Source organism: Bradyrhizobium sp. USDA 4474 (assembly GCF_054057515.1).
This window is the reverse complement of sequence record NZ_JBSRZJ010000002.1, coordinates 5,632,333-5,652,440: the sequence shown is the minus strand read 5'-3', so window position 1 is coordinate 5,652,440 and position 20,108 is coordinate 5,632,333. Positions and strand designations below refer to the sequence as shown.

The 20,108-nt window shown below is 64.7% G+C and carries 21 protein-coding genes, 1 pseudogene and 1 riboswitch; of the genes and pseudogenes, 15 read left to right on the top strand and 7 right to left on the bottom strand.

Translation table 11 applies throughout. The features are described 5' to 3' along the window. A complete protein-coding gene (locus ACVW16_RS28245; protein ID WP_456737981.1) occupies window positions 1-1,233 on the bottom strand; it encodes an MFS transporter in 1,233 nt (410 codons plus the stop codon). Between the two features lie 3 nt (window positions 1,234-1,236). Next, window positions 1,237-1,482 carry a hypothetical protein gene (locus ACVW16_RS28240; RefSeq protein WP_456737980.1) on the bottom strand — a complete coding sequence of 82 codons (246 nt, stop codon included), beginning with the start codon at window positions 1,480-1,482 and terminating at the stop codon, window positions 1,237-1,239. Window positions 1,483-1,531: 49 nt separating this feature from the next. Between ACVW16_RS28240 and ACVW16_RS28235 the strand changes: the two genes are divergently transcribed. The 8 genes and pseudogenes from ACVW16_RS28235 (at window position 1,532) to ACVW16_RS28200 (ending at window position 10,639) form a co-directional block, all read left to right on the top strand. Further along, entirely contained in the window at window positions 1,532-2,290 is a 759-nt protein-coding gene (locus tag ACVW16_RS28235; protein WP_456702302.1) for an enoyl-CoA hydratase-related protein, read from the top strand. Between the two features lie 49 nt (window positions 2,291-2,339). Then, complete coding sequence (locus tag ACVW16_RS28230; protein ID WP_456702301.1) at window positions 2,340-3,998, top strand: bifunctional metallophosphatase/5'-nucleotidase; 1,659 nt, start codon at window positions 2,340-2,342, stop codon at window positions 3,996-3,998. 133 nt (window positions 3,999-4,131) lie between these two features. After that, window positions 4,132-5,061, top strand: coding sequence for a histone deacetylase family protein (locus tag ACVW16_RS28225; RefSeq protein ID WP_456702300.1), 930 nt, complete (start codon window positions 4,132-4,134; stop codon window positions 5,059-5,061). Between the two features lie 73 nt (window positions 5,062-5,134). Next, window positions 5,135-5,386, top strand: a complete 252-nt coding sequence (locus ACVW16_RS28220; protein ID WP_027554315.1) for an exodeoxyribonuclease VII small subunit — start codon at window positions 5,135-5,137, stop codon at window positions 5,384-5,386. A gap of 594 nt (window positions 5,387-5,980) precedes the next feature. After that, a pseudogene (gene dxs, locus ACVW16_RS28215) lies at window positions 5,981-7,910 on the top strand (1-deoxy-D-xylulose-5-phosphate synthase). A gap of 179 nt (window positions 7,911-8,089) precedes the next feature. After that, window positions 8,090-8,644 carry a nucleoside 2-deoxyribosyltransferase gene (locus ACVW16_RS28210; protein WP_456737978.1) on the top strand — a complete coding sequence of 185 codons (555 nt, stop codon included), beginning with the start codon at window positions 8,090-8,092 and terminating at the stop codon, window positions 8,642-8,644. Window positions 8,645-8,664: 20 nt separating this feature from the next. Then, window positions 8,665-9,399, top strand: coding sequence for a TlyA family RNA methyltransferase (locus ACVW16_RS28205; protein WP_456737977.1), 735 nt, complete (start codon window positions 8,665-8,667; stop codon window positions 9,397-9,399). Further along, window positions 9,392-10,639, top strand: coding sequence for a class I SAM-dependent RNA methyltransferase (locus ACVW16_RS28200; RefSeq protein WP_456737976.1), 1,248 nt, complete (start codon window positions 9,392-9,394; stop codon window positions 10,637-10,639). The genes ACVW16_RS28205 and ACVW16_RS28200 overlap by 8 nt, the downstream gene beginning before the upstream one ends. Here the strand turns inward: ACVW16_RS28200 and ACVW16_RS28195 are convergent. Then, on the bottom strand, window positions 10,636-11,232 hold the full coding sequence (locus ACVW16_RS28195; protein ID WP_456702295.1) for a hypothetical protein: 597 nt from the start codon (window positions 11,230-11,232) through the stop codon (window positions 10,636-10,638). The genes ACVW16_RS28200 and ACVW16_RS28195 overlap by 4 nt on opposite strands. A gap of 255 nt (window positions 11,233-11,487) precedes the next feature. Between ACVW16_RS28195 and ACVW16_RS28190 the strand changes: the two genes are divergently transcribed. Then, window positions 11,488-12,546 carry a methyltransferase domain-containing protein gene (locus tag ACVW16_RS28190; protein WP_456702294.1) on the top strand — a complete coding sequence of 353 codons (1,059 nt, stop codon included), beginning with the start codon at window positions 11,488-11,490 and terminating at the stop codon, window positions 12,544-12,546. 142 nt (window positions 12,547-12,688) lie between these two features. Here the strand turns inward: ACVW16_RS28190 and ACVW16_RS28185 are convergent, their stop codons facing one another. Further along, entirely contained in the window at window positions 12,689-13,561 is an 873-nt protein-coding gene (locus ACVW16_RS28185; RefSeq protein WP_456702293.1) for a DUF1194 domain-containing protein, read from the bottom strand. Between the two features lie 251 nt (window positions 13,562-13,812). Further along, a riboswitch (Fluoride riboswitch) is annotated at window positions 13,813-13,891 on the top strand. Between the two features lie 98 nt (window positions 13,892-13,989). Here ACVW16_RS28185 and ACVW16_RS28180 point away from each other — a divergent pair. The 5 genes from ACVW16_RS28180 to clpS are packed head-to-tail and all read left to right on the top strand — an operon-like array spanning window position 13,990 to window position 16,730. After that, on the top strand, window positions 13,990-15,198 hold the full coding sequence (locus tag ACVW16_RS28180) for an MFS transporter (protein ID WP_456737975.1): 1,209 nt from the start codon (window positions 13,990-13,992) through the stop codon (window positions 15,196-15,198). A gap of 16 nt (window positions 15,199-15,214) precedes the next feature. Beyond that, on the top strand, window positions 15,215-15,604 hold the full coding sequence (crcB, locus tag ACVW16_RS28175) for a fluoride efflux transporter CrcB (protein ID WP_456737974.1): 390 nt from the start codon (window positions 15,215-15,217) through the stop codon (window positions 15,602-15,604). Between the two features lie 6 nt (window positions 15,605-15,610). Next, a complete protein-coding gene (crcB, locus tag ACVW16_RS28170) occupies window positions 15,611-16,036 on the top strand; it encodes a fluoride efflux transporter CrcB (RefSeq protein WP_456702291.1) in 426 nt (141 codons plus the stop codon). 2 nt (window positions 16,037-16,038) lie between these two features. Continuing rightward, a complete protein-coding gene (locus ACVW16_RS28165; RefSeq protein ID WP_456702290.1) occupies window positions 16,039-16,380 on the top strand; it encodes a DUF190 domain-containing protein in 342 nt (113 codons plus the stop codon). Between the two features lie 44 nt (window positions 16,381-16,424). Beyond that, entirely contained in the window at window positions 16,425-16,730 is a 306-nt protein-coding gene (gene clpS / locus ACVW16_RS28160; RefSeq protein ID WP_354086251.1) for an ATP-dependent Clp protease adapter ClpS, read from the top strand. A 69-nt stretch (window positions 16,731-16,799) separates the two neighbouring features. Here clpS and aroC read toward each other — a convergent pair whose 3' ends face one another. From aroC to fabI, 3 genes are all read right to left on the bottom strand, one after another. Beyond that, window positions 16,800-17,888, bottom strand: a complete 1,089-nt coding sequence (aroC, locus tag ACVW16_RS28155; RefSeq protein WP_456702289.1) for a chorismate synthase — start codon at window positions 17,886-17,888, stop codon at window positions 16,800-16,802. Between the two features lie 66 nt (window positions 17,889-17,954). Then, window positions 17,955-18,575, bottom strand: coding sequence for a histidine phosphatase family protein (locus tag ACVW16_RS28150; RefSeq protein WP_456702288.1), 621 nt, complete (start codon window positions 18,573-18,575; stop codon window positions 17,955-17,957). 12 nt (window positions 18,576-18,587) lie between these two features. Continuing rightward, a complete protein-coding gene (fabI, locus tag ACVW16_RS28145) occupies window positions 18,588-19,409 on the bottom strand; it encodes an enoyl-ACP reductase FabI (protein ID WP_456737973.1) in 822 nt (273 codons plus the stop codon). 173 nt (window positions 19,410-19,582) lie between these two features. Here fabI and ACVW16_RS28140 point away from each other — a divergent pair, with 173 nt between their 5' ends. Continuing rightward, window positions 19,583-20,071, top strand: a complete 489-nt coding sequence (locus ACVW16_RS28140; RefSeq protein ID WP_092227756.1) for a sigma-70 family RNA polymerase sigma factor — start codon at window positions 19,583-19,585, stop codon at window positions 20,069-20,071. The last annotated feature ends 37 nt before the right edge of the window (window positions 20,072-20,108 follow it).

Here is a 20,108-nt window from a genome sequence, read left to right as displayed (position 1 = left end):
CTACGAGGCTGCGAGCTTCGCGCGTTTCCCCGGCCGCCACAGCACAATGCCGGCCGCGATCACATCCAGCACCACGCACATCGCGAACGCCGCCGTGTAATTGCCGGTCATGCTGTGCACGAGGCCGACGATGCCGGGTCCGAATGCGCTGACGATGCCGCTGATCGACGTCCCCAACCCCATCGCGGCCGCGAAGGTCGCGCTGCCGATCTCGCGCTGGATGATCAAGGGGGGAAACGTGATCATGTTGCCGATCGAGAAGCCATAAGCGGCGCAGCAGGCGAGCAGAACGATCGGGTTCTGGCTTTGCAGGAGAACGAACAACGCGGCCGCCTGGCTCGTCATCGACGCGGCACACGCGAGCCGTGGTTCGAGCCGGTCCACGAACGCGCCGAGCGTCAGCCGGCCGACCACGGCCATCGTCGCCATGACGGTGACCGCGAGACCTGCACTGGCGCGGCCGATCAGCGGTTCGAGGAACGACACCTGATGGATGATGAAACCCATCTGCGCCAGCAGCGCGATCGCGATCGGCAGCACCATGGTCCAGAAAGACGCGCTGGCGAGCAAGGCCTTGCGGGAATGTCGGGCTGCGCGATCCCCGGGGACAGTTGCCGCCGCATGCCGCGGCGCCTCGACCGGCCAGCTGGTGAAGACGACAATCACGGGCAAGACCAGCACCACCATCACGGCGGTGGCCGCCAGCATGGCGGAGCGGAAGCCGATACTGGCGCTCAACGCCAGCAAGGCGGGAACCAGAATGATGCCCCCGCAGGTGGCGCCATTGAAGGCAAGGCTCAGCGCGAGCCCGCGGCGCCGCTCGAACCAGGAGTTCAGCACCGTCGCGATCACCACCGAGCCCATTCCGGTCCAGCCCACCGACATCAGCGCATAGGCGAGATAAAGCTGCCAGGGCGAGTGCATCAGCCCCAGCAGCGCAGTCGATGCACCGAGCGCCGCCAGCCCGAACAGGATCAACGCCCGCAGCCCGATGCGGGCGAGCAGATCGTCGGTGAAGATGACGAGCACGGAGGTCAACAGGAACGAGAATGTGCTCGCCGCCGACACCAGCGTGCCGGGCCAGCCATGAGCGCGCTGCAGTTCGGCAAGATAGACGCCCTGGCCGTAGAGGCCGAAGCCGAACATGAAGAAGGCCATCAGGAAACAGGCCAGCACGACGCGCCAGCCGCGATAATGCAGCGAGGATTCGTCGGCCTCCGTTGCGACAATCATCGATCAAGTATCGGCATAATGGAACGAGACGCTGATCGTGCCGCACAACCACCGGTTTTTCAAATGAAAGATGTAGCCGATTGTTGCAACGCGCAAAACCTCACGGACTATGCGACCCCGTTTGGGCCGCAGTTCGCCGGGACGAAATGCAATCTTCGCGCGGGTGTCATGCAACCGCTCACGGGTGTGACGGCCGAAATTGGTCAGCCGCAGGATTGGCACGCCTGACGGATCATGTAGGCTCAACATCGCAAGACTCGCCGTTGGCAGGCGCCGCGGCGGCCCGCAGGGAGTGCTCATGCCGAACGGCAACATCATCGTCACGGAGGAGCGCGCGACCCGCGTGATCACCCTGCGCCGTCCGGGCAAGAAGAACGCGATCACGCAGGACATGTATCGCGAGATGAGCCGCGCGATCGATACCGCGCAGAACAATCCCGACATCCGCTGCATGATCATCACCGGCGGCTCGGGCGTGTTCACGGCCGGCGACGACGTCGACGATTTCATGAGGGCCGACGCCTCGCGTCCAGAAACATTGTCGGACGGCGTCAAATTCCTCTATTCGCTGGCGCTCAACGTCAAGCCGATCATCGCAGCCGTCGACGGCGCCTCGATCGGCATGGGCACCGTGATGCTGTTTCACTGCGACTACGTGCTCGCCTCCAACGCCGCGACGTTCTCGGCGCCCTACATCAATCTCGGGCTGGTTCCGGTCGGCGCCGCCAGCCTGCTGATGCCGCGCACCATGGGCTACCAGCGCGCCTTTGCCATGCTGGTGATGGGCCGCAGCTTCACGGCCGCCGAGGCCCATGCCGCCGGCTTCGTCAACACCGTGGTCTCGCCTGGTCATACCGAGGTCGAGGCCCGCAAGGTGGCACGCGAGATCTGCCGGCTGCCGGCCGAGGCGGTCGCGACCTCGCGCAAGCTGCTGCGGGCTCCGCCGGAAGAGCTCACCCGCCGCATCGACCAGGAAGGCCATCTGTTCGGCGAGAAGCTGAAATCGGACGAGGCCGTCGCTGCGTTCAATGCGTTCGCGAACAGGAAGAAGCGGTAGACAACGAGAACTTCGTGAAATCTTCGCGCGGAACGACTAATCTGGTTCCATGCGACATCTTCTCCGCCTGTCCGGCTTCGCTTTCGCGCTCGCCGCCCTCCCCGCCGCGGCCCAGACCGCAGCACCCGTCGAGTTGCGCATTCTCGCGATCAACGACTTCCACGGCAATCTCCGTCCGCCGCCGGGCGGCATCCGCATCAATGACCCGGAAGACAAGAGCAAAAAGGTGATGGTGGCCGCCGGGGGCGCCGAATACATGGCGACGCTGGTGAAGCAATTGCGCGAAGGACACAAGAACACGATCTTCGTCGCGGCCGGCGACCTGATCGGCGCGAGCCCATTCCTGTCGGCGATGTTTCACGACGAGCCGACCGTCGAGTCGCTCTCGATGATGGGGCTAGCGATCACGTCGGTCGGCAACCATGAATTCGACGAGGGCAAGGCCGAGCTGCTCAGGATGCAGAACGGCGGCTGCCATCCGGAGGACGGCTGCCGGGGGCCGCACCCCTTCACCGGCGCAAAATTCCACTATCTCGCGGCGTCCACCGTGGAGACTGCGACCGGCAAGAGCGTGCTGCCGCCCTACGAGATCCGGGAATTCGAGGGCATCCCGGTCGCCTTCATCGGGCTGACCTTGAAGGAGACCGCCGGCATCGTCTCGCCCAAAGGCATTGCGGGACTGGAGTTTCGCGACGAGGCCGAGACGGTGAATGCGCTCGTGCCGCAACTGAAGGCCCGCGGCGTCGAGGCCATCGTGGTGCTGATCCACCAGGGCGGCGAGCCCTCGGGCGACTACAATGAATGTCCTGATATCACCGGGCCGATCGTCGACATCGTGAAAAAGTTCGACCGTGCGGTCGACCTCGTCGTCAGCGGTCATACGCATCGCGCTTATGTCTGCAATATAGACGGGCGGCTCGTCACCAGCGGCGACAAATACGGCACGCTGGTCACCGCGATCGACCTCAAGCTCGATCCCGTGACCCGCGACATCGTCGGCGCGAGAGCCGAGAACATCATCGTCGCCACCGCCTCGCTCGCCAGGGATCCCGAGCAGACCGCGCTGATCGACGCCTATGACAAGCTTTCGGCGCCGATTGCCAACCGTCCGGCCGGATCGGTGACGCAGACGCTGTCCCGCGTGCCTGATGACGCCGGCGAAAGCGCACTGGGCGACGTGATCGCCGATGCCCAGCTGGCCGCGACCAGGGACGCCAAGGATGGAAGCGCCGTCATCGCGTTCACCAATCCCGGCGGCATCCGCACCGACCTCGTCCCGAAGGAGAACGGTGCGGTGTCCTACGGCGATTTGTTCGCGAGCCAGCCCTTCCGCAACCGCCTTGTCACCATGACGCTGTCAGGCGGCCAGCTCAAGGACCTGCTGGAGCAGCAATGGCTCGATCCGAAGCGGCCGCGGATCCTCCAGGTGTCGAACGGATTCAGTTATACCTGGGACGCATCGAAGCCGTTCGGCGAGCGCGTCATGGCCGACAAGATGATTCTCAACGGCAAGCCGATCGAGCCGGCCGCAGGCTATCGCGTCACCCTCAACGACTATCTGGCCGCCGGCGGCGACGGCTTTTCGGCCGCGAAACAGGGCGCCTCGCCGCAATATGGCGGCTATGACGCCGACGCGCTGTTTGCCTTCTTCAAGGCACACGGTCCGATCGGTCCGCTGCCGCCGACCCGCATCCTGCGCGTGAATTGATCCGGATCAAACGGGCCGTTGCCGACCACTCTTTGCCATTCCCGTGGGAACGCCTAGATTGGGTTTGGCATTGCGTTTGGACGCCGGATGCGCCAAGCGACGTCGAGAGTTCGTTCCCTGTGAGGCCGACCTGATGAGCACGCTTCTTCTCTCCCACAAGGCTTGCCTCGACCATGTCACGCCGCCGGGACACCCTGAGAGGCCCGACCGCCTGCGCGCTGTGGAGGAAGCGCTGTCGCACGAACGCTTCCAGTTCCTGGCGCGCGACCTCGCGCCGGAGGGCGACCTCGATCTCGTCACGCTCTGCCACAACGAGCATTACGTCACCGAGCTGCGGCACATCGCGCCGACCAGCGGTCAGGTTTATGTCGACGGTGACACCTCGATGTCCCCTGGGACGTGGGAAGCGGTGATGCGCGGCGTCGGCGGCGCGGTGGCGGCGACCGAAGCCGTGATGAATGGCGAGCACCGCAACGCCTTCGTCGCGGTGCGACCGCCCGGCCATCACGCCGAGATCGGCAAGCCGATGGGCTTCTGCTTCTTCGACAACGTCGCGATCGCCGCCCGCCACGCGCAGCGCAAATACGGCATCAAACGTGCGGCCATCGTCGATTTTGACGTTCATCACGGCAACGGCACGCAAGACATCTTCTGGTCGGACCCATCAGTGATGTACTGCTCGACGCACCAGATGCCGCTGTTTCCGGGCACCGGCGCCAAGGGCGAGCGCGGCGATCACGACACCATCGTCAACGCACCGCTCGCCTCCGAGGACGGCGGTCCCGAATTCCGGTCCGCGTTCGAGGATCTGATCCTGCCGCAATTGAGGAAGTTCAGCCCGGAGCTGCTCATCATCTCAGCCGGCTTCGACGCGCATTACCGCGATCCTCTCGCCTCGCTGAACCTGCGCGCCGAGGATTACACCTGGGTCACGAGGAAGCTGATGGAGCTCGCCGACAAGAGCGCGGGGGGCCGCGTTGTTTCTGTGCTGGAAGGCGGCTACGACCTGCAAGGATTGAAAGAATCTGTTACGGCGCATGTCGGCGCCTTGATGGGCGCTTGATCGACCCGCCACATTAAGCCCGCAAAACCCTGCTGTTTTGCCACAGCAGCGAAACGGGCAATCGGAAACTTATATGGCCGAAAACACCCAAATCGACGTCTCCAGGCTCACCTTCGAGCGCGCGATCGAGGAACTCGAAACGATCGTGAAGCGGCTCGAAGACGGCAAGGTGCCGCTCGAGGAATCCGTGACGATCTACGAGCGGGGCGAAGCCCTGAAGCGGCGTTGCGAGGAGCTTTTGCGTCAGGCCGAAGCCCGCGTTGACAAGATCACCACCGATGCAAGCGGCCAGGCCGCCGGCACCGCACCACTCGACGTGCAATAAGGACGCGAGCAGCCACCCGTCCTGCGCATCGGCAGCCCGCAATTTCCGAGATCACACGCTGCGTTTCCGGGCTCGGACCGGGCGAGCCGGCCCTCAGGACTGAAGGATACCCGCGCCGGCGGCCTTCATCGTCGCGAATCCCACCAAAAATGCTGTTCTTCCGGCCAGAATCCTGCCAAGGAACCTGGCAGGATTGGAACTTCCCCTCCGGCGCCGCGATTAACCAACTTGGCCCGCCGGTTGCAGGTGCATACCCGTAATCGGCCGGGCGGGTTGGCTTTGGGCAAAGCTTTGGTGTAAAGCTGCGCGCAGTGTGGCTTTTTGTTAGCCTTGCGTAGGCATTGAACTCCGACGACAAGCGCTTCAAATTGCTGATGAAATTGGCCGGGACGGACGAAGCCGATCTAAATGGCTGGGATCACACAGGGATCACAGAGACTGAACCGAAGCGCACTTAAGCTCACCTAAGCTTGAAGACGGGGCTCTGCCCCATGCAGGTGGCTCCGACGGTTTAAGGACTCGCGCTGCGCCGATATTGTGCAAACCCATCGCGCACCGGAACGAACTTCCGGCGCTGACAAATTGGAAATCGCTGTGAACGCATACAGTAAAACGCCGCTTCTCGACACCATCCGGACACCGGAAGACCTGCGCAAGCTCAAGATCGAGCAGGTTCGCCAGGTCGCCGACGAGCTGCGTCAAGAGACCATCGACGCCGTCTCGGTGACCGGCGGTCACTTCGGCGCGGGCCTCGGCGTGGTCGAGCTGACCACCGCGATCCACTACGTCTTCGATACCCCGCGTGACCGGCTGATCTGGGACGTCGGCCATCAGGCCTACCCGCACAAGATCCTGACCGGACGGCGCGACCGCATCCGCACACTCCGCACCGGCGGTGGCCTGTCCGGCTTCACCAAGCGCACCGAGAGCGACTACGATCCGTTCGGCGCCGCGCATTCCTCGACCTCGATCTCGGCCGGCCTCGGCATGGCGGTCGCGCGCGACCTTTCCGGCGGCAAGAACAACGTCATCGCCGTGATCGGTGACGGCGCGATGTCGGCGGGCATGGCCTATGAGGCCATGAACAATGCGGGGTGCGATGAACTCGCGCCTGATCGTGATCCTCAACGACAACGACATGTCGATCGCACCGCCGGTCGGCGCAATGAGCGCATATCTGTCGCGCCTCTACTCCGGCAAGACCTATCGCACGCTGCGCGATGCGGCCAAGCAGATCAACAAGCGCCTGCCCAAGATCCTCGCCAACCGCGCCAACCGCGTCGAGGAATATTCCCGCGGTTTCATGATGGACGGCGGCACGCTGTTCGAGGAACTCGGCTTCTATTACGTCGGCCCGATCGACGGCCATAACCTCGACCATCTTCTGCCCGTGCTGAAGAACGTTCGCGACATGGAGACCGGCCCGATCCTGGTTCACGTCGTGACGCAGAAGGGCAAGGGCTACGGCCCGGCGGAAGCGTCCACCGACAAGTACCACGCCGTCGCCAAGTTCGACGTCGCCACCGGCACCCAGGCGAAAGCCAAGCCGAACGCGCCGGCCTACCAGAACGTGTTCGGCCAGAGCCTCGTCAAGGAAGCGCAGAAGGACGACAAGATCGTCGCCATCACCGCGGCGATGCCGTCAGGCACCGGCGTCGATATCTTCAACAAGGCCTTCCCCGACCGCACCTTCGACGTCGGTATCGCCGAGCAGCACGCGGTGACCTTCGCCGCCGGCCTTGCGACCGAGGGCTACAAGCCGTTCTGCGCGATCTACTCGACCTTCCTGCAGCGCGGCTACGACCAGATCGTCCATGACGTCGCGATCCAGAACCTGCCGGTGCGCTTCGCCATCGACCGCGCCGGCCTCGTCGGCGCCGACGGCGCGACCCACGCCGGCTCGTTCGACAACGCCTATCTCGGCTGTCTGCCCAACATGGTGATCATGGCCGCGGCTGATGAAGCCGAGCTCGTGCACATGGTGGCGACCCAGGTCGCGATCAACGACCGTCCGAGCTCGCTGCGCTATCCGCGCGGCGAAGGCCGCGGCATCGAGATGCCCGAGGTCGGCGTTCCCCTTGAAATCGGCAAGGGCCGCATGATCCGCCAGGGCAACAAGATCGCCCTGCTCTCCTTCGGCACGCGTCTGGCCGAATGCGAGAAGGCGGCCGACGAGCTCGCCGCACACGGCCTCTCCACCTCGATTGCCGACGCGCGCTTCATGAAGCCGCTCGATACCGAGCTGGTGCTCAAGCTCGCCCGCGACCACGACGTCCTCATCACCATCGAGGAAGGTTCGATCGGCGGCTTCGGCTCGCATGTCGCGCAGTACCTGACCGATCAGGGCGTGCTCGATACCGGCCTGGTCAAGTTCCGTACGATGGTCCTGCCCGACGTGTTCCAGGATCACGACACGCCGACCGCGATGTACGCTCGCGCCGGCCTCGACGCCAAGGGCATCGTCGCCAAGGTGTTCGAAGCGCTCGGCAAGGACGCCAAGGCCGAGACGGTCAAGCTCGCCTGATCTGGTCACCTCTCCCGCTTGCGGGAGAGAGCTCGGCGCAAAGCGCCGGGTGAGGGTTTTCTCCTCCGGGGGTCTCGCGAGCGGAGATGCCCCCTCCCGCCCCTCCCCCGCGACCGGGAGAGGGAGCAGAGCACGCGATGCGGCTCGCACCTTGATCCAAACTTGTCCGGCTTAGCTCCATGAAAATCTATCTGGCAGGTCCTGACGTGTTCCTGCCGGATGCAGTCGAGATCGGTCGCCGTAAGGCCGCCATCTGTGGCCGCTACGGCATCACCGGCCTCTATCCGCTCGACAACACGGTCGAGCTCACTGCGCCCGACGCCTCGCGGCAGATCTTCTGCGGCAACGAGGCGATGATGGATGCAGCCGACGCCATCATCGCCAACCTCACCCCGTTTCGTGGCGCCGGCGCCGATCCTGGCACCGTTTACGAGCTCGGCTACATGGCGGGCCGCCGCAGGTTTTGCCTGGCCTATTCCAACGATGGCGCCACCTATGCCGACCGCGTCGGCCGCTTCATGCATGTCGCCTTCGAGGAGGGGCGGCTGGTCGATGCGCAGGGGCTGACGGTCGAGGATTTCGGCCTCGTCGACAATCTCATGATGATCCATGCGCTGGAGCTGCATGGCTGCCCGCTGGTGACGCCGGCCAGGCAGCCGGTCGACATCTGGCACGATCTCGCCGCGTTCGAGACTTGCGTCCGGATGGCAGCCGCGCGATTGATCGCACCATAAATCGTTCAGTCGGAGATCCGATGTCCCCTGCCCGCAAGCGCGCGGATGTTCTGCTGGTCGAGCGTGGCCTGTTCGAGAGCCGGGCGCGGGCGCGCGCGGCGATCGAGGCCGGGCTGGTCACGGCTGACGACAAGCAGGTGGCAAAGCCGTCGGAGACGATCGCCGAGGATGCTGTGATCCAGGCTGAGCCAGCGCACCCCTATGTCTCGCGCGGCGGCGTCAAGCTCGCCGGCGCGCTGGAGCGGTACCCGATCGAAATCGAGGACCATGTCTGCCTCGACGTCGGCGCCTCCACCGGAGGATTTACCGAGGTGCTGTTGGCGAATGGCGCGAGCCTGGTGTTTGCGGTCGACGTCGGCACCAGCCAGCTGCACGCTTCGCTCCGCGGTCATTCAAAAATCGTGTCGATGGAAGAGACCGATATTCGCAGCTATGAAGGCAAGCGGCTGCCGGCGCGGCCCGATGTCGTCGTCATCGACGTCAGTTTCATCTCGCTCAAGGCAGTGCTGCCGGTGGCGTTATCGCTGGCTGCCGCCCCGATGAGCCTGCTGGCGCTGATCAAGCCGCAGTTCGAGGCTGACCGGAAGCACAACAAGAAGGGCATCATCCGCGACGCCGCCGTGCAAAAGGAGATCTGCGACGACATCGCGGCCTTTGCCGCTTCGCTCGGCTGCAGCGATATCGAGGTGTTTCCCTCCTCGATATCAGGTGGCGACGGCAACATCGAATTCTTCCTGGGCGCGCGCCGTGGTTGAACGCGTCACGATCGATCACGTCGGCCATCGCGGCGACGGCGTCTCGCTCACGACGGGCGATGCGGTCTATGTGCCCTATACGCTTCGAGGCGAGATCGTCGAGGTCGATCACGTCGCCGGTCATCATCCTGACCGCCGCAAGCTTCTGGCGGTCGACGTGGCAAGCCCCGAGCGCGTTGAGCCGTTCTGTCCGCATTTCGGCATCTGCGGCGGCTGCGCGATCCAGCATTGGGCCGCGGAGCCGTATCAAGGCTGGAAGCGCAACATCGTGGTCGAGACGCTGGCGCAGGCCGGCATCGCATGCGAGGTGACGCCGCTGGTCGATGCCCACGGCGCGGGCCGCAGGCGCGTCACGCTGCACGGACGGTTCGGTACGCATGACGTGCTCAAGGTCGGCTTCTCGGCCGCGAGCTCACACGACGTCATCCCAATTCATCGCTGCCCGATCCTCGATCCTGCGCTCGAAGGCGCCCTCGATGCCGCCTGGGCCCTCGCCGAGCCGCTGACGTCAAAAATGCCGGTGACGAAGCCGCTCGACATCCAGGTCACCGCGACCGCCAACGGCCTCGATGTCGATCTGCGCGGCTCCGGCCCGCTGCCGACGCCGATGGTTGCGGCGCTGTCGCGCGTTGCCGAGCAGCATCGTCTGGCGCGGCTGACGCGGCATGGCGAGCTGGTGCTGCAGCGGCTGCCGGCGACGGTCACGATGGGCCGCGCGGAGGTGGCGCTGCCGCCGGGCTCGTTCTTGCAAGCGACCATTGCGGGCGAAGTGACGCTGGCGGCACTCGTTGCCGAACGCGTCGGCAAGGCCAAGGACGTTCTCGACCTCTTCTGCGGTGTCGGTCCGTTTGCGCTCAGGCTCGCAGAGAAGGCGCGCCTCACCGCTTACGACAACGATGCCGGCGCGATTGCCGCGCTCGCAAAGGCGGCGCGCACGCCCGGGCTGAAGCCGATCAGGGCCGAGCCGCGCGATTTGTTCCGCCGCCCGCTGGTGCCGCCGGAACTACGCGATTTCGACGCCGTGGTATTCGACCCGCCGCGCCAGGGCGCACAGGCGCAGGCGCTGAAACTCGCGGCGAGCAAGGTGCCTGTGGTGATCGCCGTGTCCTGCAACGCCGCCACTTTCGCGCGCGACGCGCGGCTGCTGATTGACGGCGGCTACAAGATCGAGAGCGTCGTGCCGGTCGACCAGTTCCGCCACACGCCGCATGTCGAACTGGTGGCGAAGTTCACGCGCTAGCGCCGAAGCACGCCAAGCGCCGGCGACTCGCCGGGCAGCATGTCTGACCTGATATCGCTGTCCATGCGGCCCGAGTCCCGCTGGGTGAATCCGGCACCGAACGACAGGCTGAGGTTGGAGGTCGGCTTGAACTCGACGCCCGCAAATGCGCCGTAGCCAGGCGCGGCCGCGGAGGTCAGCGGCGCGACCGAGCTGCCGATGCCATTGCCGTATTTCATGGTGTCGACCCCGGCAAAGAACGTCACGGGCGAGCCGCCCGCGGTCTTCATGTTGTAACCGAACCGCGTGCTGTCGTAGGAGAGCGCGCTGAAATTGCCCGAAAATCCTGCCTGGCTGAAACCGCTCGAGCCAAGATCGGCGTGTTGGCTTCCGACAAAGAAGCCGGGGCGGAATTCATAACCGCTGTTGGCGTCGCCCGTATTGAAGCCGGGAAAATTACCGTAAGTGTCGGCGCTGCCGCCATAGCCGAATGCCCCGCCCGGAATCCAATATTGCAGGGGCGCGACCTGCGCATGAGCCGGTGTTCCACCGAGGCAGAAGCAGAGCACTGCGAGAAGGGTTGCAAGACCGCAGGGACGAAGAAGGCCGGGCATTCAGGTAACCGTCGGAGTGAGCGCGAATTATACTCTCAGCCTCGTGCGAATGCCAGCGTTTGCGATCATGCCGATCACGCCTCAGGTTCCGGATCGGTTCTTGCTGGGGGCTTGAACCTCCTTCCGGGCCGGACTGACACATCGAAAGGACGTGCAAGCTGAGGCCGCGGCTTTGACCGCAGAGGGCCTGGCACAGTCCGACCACGCGCAATTGCGCAGACCTTTGAAAATGCCTGACATTGCATGGAGGCTGTCATGGAGGTCAATTCCGACAGGTTGAATGCCTTTATGGGCAAGATGGTCACCGAATTCGGTGCGGCGATGAACGCATCGCTGGTTCTGCTCGGGGACAAGCTTGGCCTGTACCGCACTCTCGCCGCCAAGGGGCCGATGAGTTCGGCCGAACTCGCGAGCGCCACCGGAACGACGGAGCGCTATGTTCGCGAATGGCTGTCGAGCCAGGCGGCATCCGGCTACATCGAATACGATTCCGGATCGCGAAAGTTCTCGATGCTGCCCGAGCAGGCGATGGCGCTCGCCGACGAGGACAGTCCGGTCTTCCTCGGCGCCTTTGGCAACCTCATTGCTTCGACATTTCTCGACGAGCCGAAGATCTCGGATGCATTCAAGAGCGGCAAGGGCGTCGGATGGAACCGCCGCAGCGAATGCCTGTTCTGCGGCACCGCCCGCTTCTTCCGCACCGGCTATATGCATCACCTCGTGCAGGAGTGGCTGCCCGCGCTCGACGGCGTCGTCGACAAGCTGAAGCGCGGCGCCAAGGTCGCCGATGTCGGCTGCGGGCACGGCGTCTCGACGAGATTGATGGCGGAGGCTTTCCCGAACTCCCGCTTCTACGGCTTCGACTACCACGAGGGCTCGATCGAGGCGGCACGCAAGGCGGCAAGCGAGGCCAAGCTCGGTGATCGAGTCAGCTTTGCCGTTCATTCGGCCAAGACCTATCCGGCCGAGGGCTACGATCTCGTCTGCTTCTTCGACTGCCTGCACGACATGGGCGATCCCGTCGGCGCCATCAGCCATGTGCGCCAAACCATGGCGAAGGACGGCACCTGCATGCTGGTCGAGCCGTTCGCGGGCGACCGTCTCGAGGACAACCTCAACCCGGTCGGGCGCGTCTATTATGCGGCGTCGACGATGATCTGCACGCCGGCCTCGCTCGATCAGGAGGTGGGCCTCGCACTCGGCGCGCAAGCCGGCGAAGCGAGGCTGCGCAAGGTCGCCAGCGAAGGCGGCCTGTCGCGCTTCCGCCGCGCCGCGGAGACACCGTTCAACCTGATCCTGGAAGCACGGATCTGATCCTCACTGGACGCCGCCGTCTGACCATGTCGGGCCGCGGCGCCCCTCCCCATCCCGAATGTGACCCGGTTGCCGTCGGCATCGACCGCGTCGAAGTCGCGCATGCCATAATCGCGAGGCGAATCCTCCTATCGGGATGGGCTCAGCGACCCGAGCGGTCCGACCAGATCTTCTCGCCGATCAAGCAACTGACGCGCGGCTCCTTGTCCGCGACGCGCATCACCGGTCGCTCGGGCATGCGCCCGGCAACCTCCATCAGCAGCTTGGTGCGGATCGCCTCCTTGAACTTCTCGCGATCCTTGATCGGAATCACGAAGGAGCCGGGACCGCCGATGACGCAATCCTCGTAGTAGTAATCGAGATTGTCGATATCCATGGTCGAATAGGACGGCTCCTTCACCATGATCGGCAGACCGTTGATGATGATGCCCTTCTCGATCGCGAGATCGCGTGCGACGGTGACCGGACCGCCACTGTTGTTGGGGCCATCGCCTGAAATGTCGATGACGCGGCGGAGCCCGTGATAGGGATCCTCGTCGAACAGCGGCATCGCAAATCCGATCGCACCTGATATCGAGGTGCGCGAGGCGCGGCGGATCGGCGTCTTCAAGATCTCACCGGCAACCGCGTCCGCGCTCTCCGGTCCGTCGATGAGCCGCCAGGGGATGATGATCTTCTGGTCGCTGGATGCGGCCCATTCGAAATAGGTCACCGCGATCCTGCCGGTGGGCCCGGCCTTCAGCGCCTGCAAGAATTCCTTGGACTGGATCGCCTGCGCGTAACCCTCGCGCTGGACCGCAAGCTCATCCATGTCCATGGAGTAGGAGACGTCGACCGCGAGGATCAGCTCGATATCGACCGCTTGCGCATCACGGTCGGCCGCCTGTCGCGGCTGTATTGGCGGTTCGAATTTCGGCGGTTCAAGTTTGGGACTTGGTGCCGCGACGCCCGCGACGTCCCCTCCGGCAAGCATGCCGGCCACCAGCACAGCCCCGATCGAGAACAGCAACCGCATCGCAGTCTCCCGTCGTATGACGCGATGGTGACATGCAAACGCCTTGCCGCAAAGCGCGAAGATCGCCCTTGCTTCACATTCGAGTGCATCACTGCCGCACGTTGCCCGTCGTTTGGCCATAGCGATGACGCGGAAATATGCGGGCAAAACACGAGCACCGTCATTGCCCGCGATACGCCGCATCGATCCGAACGACATGCGGAGACAGATCCCCCGCCATTTATTCCCCGCCAATTCCATGCTACGTTGACGACACAGATGGGGATGGAGTCCCCCGATAACTGCCCGGCGGTCGAATGACTGTGATGGGCTGATGACTCCTGCTCGAGGTGAGGCCATCGGCCTCTCTTTGGCGGGAGCATGGACAAACCCGCAGCTGGCGGGTTTTTTGTTGCCTGAAAGCGTAGGCGAAGGAGAAGTCTGCGAACGTGACGACCACATCGAATGCTGCGCGCGCGGGGCTGCCCAGAGCAATCTGGGTGCTCGGCCTCGTCTCGATGCTGATGGACATCTCTTCCGAGATGATCCACGCGCTGCTGCCGGTCTATCTCGTCACCGTGCTCGGGGCCTCCACCCTCGCCGTCGGCTTCATCGAGGGCGTCGCGGAGGCGACCGCCTCGATCACGAAGATCTTCTCCGGAGCGCTGTCGGACCGGCTGGGCCGCCGCAAGCTGCTCGCCGCGCTCGGCTACGGACTGGCCGCGGCGACGAAGCCGCTGTTCCCGCTGGCCCCCAGCGTCGGCTGGCTGGTCGCGGCGCGTTTCATCGATCGCGTCGGCAAAGGCATTCGTGGCGCACCCCGCGATGCGCTGATCGCCGATATATCCCCTGCCGGCCTGCGCGGCGCGAGCTTCGGCCTGCGACAGTCGCTCGACACGATCGGGGCCTTCATTGGGCCGCTCGCCGCGATCGGCCTGATGTGGTGGACGTCGGATCATTTTGCGACCGTGTTCTGGGTGGCCGTGCTGCCCGCGTTCCTGTCCTTCGGACTGATCGCGTTCGCCGTAAGCGAGCCGGAGCCGGACGCGGACCGAGAGCCTGCGAAGAACCCGCTCAACACCGCCGCGATGCGGCAACTCGGGCCCGTCTACTGGCGTGTCGTCGCGGTGGGCGTCGTCTTCACGCTCGCTCGTTTCAGCGAAGCCTTCCTGATCCTGCGCGCGCAGAACATCGGCCTCAATGCGATGTGGGTGCCGGCGGTGCTGGTGCTGATGAACGTCACCTACGCGCTCTCGGCCTATCCGGCGGGCGTGCTGTCGGACCGCATCAACCGGACCGCCCTGCTCGCGCTAGGCCTCGTCTGTCTTGCCGGCGCCGACCTCGCGCTGGCGCTGCTGCCTCATCTCCCCGGCCTCGCCCTCGGCGTCATCCTGTGGGGCCTGCACATGGGACTGACGCAGGGCTTGCTCTCGGCACTCGTCGCCGATACTGCACCGTCGGCGCTGCGCGGCACCGCGTTCGGCTATTTCAATCTGTCCACTGGCCTTGCAATGCTGGCCGCGAGCGTGATCGCCGGCGCGCTATGGGATGCCTTTGGTCCGGCGGGCACGTTTCTCGCCGGGCTCGGCTTCGTGCTGGCGGCACTGGCGGGACTGCTTACCGTCGGCAACGGGCTGGCGATGGAGAACAAGTCATGACGGGAGACCATTCATCGTGCTGAGCGGGGTGATCGCCATCGTGATCGGCAGCGTGCTGGGCGGCTGCGCCCGCTATTTCGTCTCCGGCGCGATCGCGCGGCGGCTGGGCGAGACGTTTCCCTGGGGTACCATGACGATCAATGTCAGCGGCGCCTTCCTGATCGGTATTTTCGGCGCGCTGGCGACACATCCCGGCTCTGTATTCGCCTCGCCCAATCCGTGGCTGTTCGCGGTGACCGGCTTCCTCGGCTGCTACACCACGGTATCCTCGTTCAGCCTGCAGACGCTGACCCTGGCGCGCAACGGCGAGCCGCTTCACGCGCTCGGCAATGTCGTATTCTCGGTTGGACTGTGCCTCGCGGCGGTGAGCTGCGGTTTCCTCTTTGCAGACAGTCTCGGGGGATAGAGGCAAATGAAGCCCTCCTCCGCCGACCGCTGGCGTACCGCAATCCTCTATGCCTGGGTCTCTGCCGGCAGTATCGTCGGCGGGCTGACGCGCTATCTGGTCGGGCTTGCCCTCGATACCGGCCCCGGCTTCCCATTCGCGACGCTGTTCATCAACGCGACGGGCTCGCTCGTCATCGGGTTCTACGCGACGCTGACCGGCCCCGACGGCCGCGTGCTGGCAAGGCCGGAGCACCGGCAGTTCGTGATGACCGGCTTCTGCGGTGGCTACACCACCTTCTCGACCTTCAGCCTCGAGACCTTCCGCCTATTCCATGGCGGCATGAAATATACTGCCCTCGCCTATATCGCCGCGTCCGTCGTCTGCTGGCTGGTGTCGGTATGGGCGGGGCATATGATGGCCAACCGCTACAATCGCTTGACGAGGAGCTGACCATGCAAATCCCCAATCAGGCTCTTTCGCTCCGGATCTTCATCGGCGAGAGCGACCATTACGGCGGCAGGCCGCTCTATGAAGCCATCGTGACAACGGCGCGCGAGCGGCATCTCGCCGGTGCCACCGTGCTGCGCGGTCCCATGGGCTTCGGCAAGTCGAGCCGGCTTCACACGTCGAAAATCCTGCGGCTCTCGGAGGATCTGCCGCTCCTGATCGAGATCGTGGACAGCGAAGACAACATCAACGCATTCCTGCCCATCCTGGATGGCATGATGTCGAGCGGGCTGATCACCTTGGAGAAGGTGAAGGTCCTGCAATATGGTACGAGGGCCGTGAGCTGATCGCTTCGGCCCGGAACCGAGCCCCGCCGTATCAAGGAGGCGGAATGAACGACACCGTCACCACACCCAAGACGCGGACCAGGACCAAGGTCGAGCGGCCGAAGCTGCACAAGGTCATCCTGATCAACGACGACTACACGCCGCGTGAGTTCGTCACGATGATCCTCAAGGCGGAATTCCGCATGACCGAGGACCAAGCCTACAAGGTCATGATCACCGCGCACAAGCTAGGGGCCTGCGTCGTCGCCGTGTTCACCAGGGACGTCGCCGAGACCAAGGCCACCCGCGCCACCGACGCCGCCCGCACCAAAGGCTATCCGCTGTTGTTCACGACGGAGCCGGAGGAATAGCCGCACCTCTCAAGACGCTGAGGGGTCGTTGCTCCGGCCGGAGCTTTCAATGACATGGCGGATCATGCGCTACCGCCCGATCTGCCCGCGGTCCCGCAAAAAGTGGTCGGCCAGCACGCAGGCCATCATGGCTTCGCCGACGGGGACCGCGCGGATGCCGACGCAGGGGTCGTGACGGCCCTTGGTGAAGATCTCGGTATCGGCGCCCTTGCGATCGACGGTGAGGCGCGGCTGCAGGATCGACGAGGTCGGCTTCACCGCGAAACGCACCACGATCGGCTGTCCCGTGGAGATGCCGCCCAGAACGCCGCCGGCGTGATTGGACAGGAAGCGCGTGCCGTCATTGCCGGTGCGCATCTCGTCGGCGTTCTCTTCGCCGGTGAGCTCGGCGGCGCCAAAGCCGGCGCCGATCTCGACGCCCTTCACCGCGTTGATGGACATCATCGCGCCCGCCAGATCGGAATCGAGCTTCGCATAGATCGGCGCGCCAAGTCCTGCCGGCACCCCCTCGGCGACGATCTCGAGCACCGCGCCGATCGAGGAACCGCTCTTGCGGATGCCGTCGAGATAGGTCTCGAAGAAAGCCGCCTTGTCCTTGTCAGGACAGAAGAAAGGATTGTTCGCAATCTCGTCCCAGTCCCACTTCGCGCGGTCGATCTTGTGCGGGCCGATCTGCACCAGTGCACCGCGCACCTTCACATCGGGCAGCACCTTTCGCGCGATCGCACCGGCCGCGACGCGCATCGCCGTCTCGCGCGCCGAGGAACGACCGCCGCCGCGAAAGTCGCGCAGGCCGTACTTCGCCTCATAGGTGAAGTCGGCGTGACCGGGGCGAAACTTGTCCTTGATCTCCGAATAGTCCTTCGAGCGCTGGTCGGTGTTCTCGATCAGAAGCCCGATCGGCGTGCCCGTGGTCACCTGCACCCCGGTCTCCGGATGCGCCATCACGCCAGACAGGATCTTGACCTGGTCCGGCTCCTGGCGTTGGGTCGTGAAGCGCGACTGGCCCGGCTTGCGGCGATCAAGGTCCCGCTGAATGTCGGCCTCGGTGAGCGGGATCATCGGCGGGCAGCCGTCGACCACGCAGCCAATCGCCACGCCATGGCTCTCGCCAAAGGTGGTGACGCGGAACATGTGGCCGAAGGTGTTGAAGGACATTGCTGCTCGCTGGCTCGTAAGTCAGTTCTGATTTGTGGTAGCGCCGGGAAACACGGCGTTCAACCCCTAGCATGACGGCCAATTGACCTGGCTGAACTTCTCCAGCCGGCCGTCACGGAACACGTAGACGACGCCCTGCTCGATGTAGAGCTCGGCGGCGCTGGCCGGCGTCTCGAGGCCGAGCGAGACCATCAGGGCCCGGCAGGTGCCGCCATGGGCGACCGCGACGGTGTCGGTCCGGATTTCGTCGTACCAGGCGCGGACGCGGACCTGGACGTCGGCATAGGTCTCCGCCCCCGCAGGACCCACCGTCCATTTATCGGCCAGACGTCTCGCGTAGATCTCGGGATCCTTCGCTTCGCTCTCGGCGAGCGTCAGCCCTTCCCAGACGCCGTAGCCGATCTCGCGCAGGCGATCGTCCAGCATATAATCGGTCGCTGGCAATTCGAGCTTGCTGCGCGCGAGCTCCATGGTTTGGCGCGCACGGCCGAGCGGGCTCGACACATAGCGCAGCGCCGCCTTGTCGCGGCCGTCGCGCTCGAGGAGATCGGCCAGAATGACGCCTGCCTGCAAGGCCTGGCCGCGGCCGCGCGCGTTCAGCGGAACGTCCCTGGTGCCCTGGAGCCGTCCGAGCGCATTCCACTCGGTCTCGCCGTGGCGAAGATAATAGATCGTGGGCACGGGCATTGCCGGTGGCGGTCAGTCCTTGCCGCCGAGCGAGACATCAGGCGCGTCGGGCCGCTTCATGCCGAGCACGTGGTAGCCGGCATCGACGTGATGCACTTCGCCGGTGACGCCGCGCGACAGGTCGGACAAGAAATACAGCGAACTGTCACCGACCTCCTCGATCGTCACGTTGCGGCGCAGCGGCGCGTTCACCTCGTTGTATCTGAGCAGAAGGCGTGAATCCGCGATGCCGGCGAATGCCAGCGTCTTGATCGGGCCCGCCGAGATCGCGTTGACGCGGATCGCCTTCTCGCCGAGATCGGCGGCCAGATAGCGAACGCTCGCCTCCAGCGCCGCCTTGGCAACGCCCATGACGTTGTAGTTCGGCATCCACTTCTCGGAACCGTAATAGCTCAGCGTGATGATGGAGCCGCCGTCGGGCATCAGCTTCTCGGCACGCTGCGCCACCGCAGTCAGCGAGTAGCAGGAGATCAGCATCGACTTGGAGAAATTGTCGGCGGTGGTGTCGACGTAGCGGCCCTCGAGCTGATCCTTGTCGGCGAACGCGATCGCGTGCACGACGAAATCGATCTTGCCCCATTTCTCCTTCACCACGTCGAACACCGCATCGATGGTCGCGGCATCGGTGACGTCGCAATGGCCGAGCATGAGCGCGCCGAGCTCGGCGGCGAGCGGCTCGACGCGCTTCTTCAGCGCATCGCCCTGATAGGTGAGCGCGATCTCGGCGCCGGCCGCCTGGCATGCCTTGGCGATGCCCCAGGCGATCGAGCGGTTGTTGGCAACGCCGAGGATGACCCCGCGCTTGCCCTGCATCAGACCTGAATTCTGCGCCATTTCTTCATGTCCCGTCGAGCTGGATCGAGGTTTGGAGGTACACCAGCCCTCCCCTGCGGTACAGTCCTAATACGCGGCGTTAACGCTGTTTCCAGCGCCGGAATAGGCGTTCCGTTCGGGTGTTATGATCGCTATGGGCGCTCGCGCCTGATGTGAAGGACGTCATCAAGGCAATGAGTGCGTTTCGCCAGAGCGTGGAAGCCATGATCCCGGCGTTGCGCCGCTACGCCCGCGCGCTCACGCGCGACGCGGATGCGGCCGACGATCTGGTGCAGGACACGCTGGTGCGCGCATTGCGCTCGGAGCGATTGTTTCTCGGAGGCGACGTCAGGAGCTGGCTCTACACGATCCTGACCAACCTCAACAAGAACCGGCGGCGCTCGCTGGCAAGGCGCCCGCAATTCATGCAGCTGACGGAGAACAATCCGGATGCCAGCGGGACGGAGGCCGAAGGACGCGATATCGAACGGGCACTCTCGACGCTGGTCGAGGAGCAACGCTCGGTGCTGCTGCTGGTGATGCTGGAAGGCATGAGCTACCGAGAGGTCGCCGACATCCAGGCCGTGCCGATCGGCACGGTCATGTCGCGCCTGGCGCGCGCCCGCGCCCACGTCAAAGCCTCTCTGGAGGGTGAGCGCCCCGCACTCAGGCGGGTGAAATGATGGCAGGATTGATGCGCCGCGCACGCCGCATGCGCTG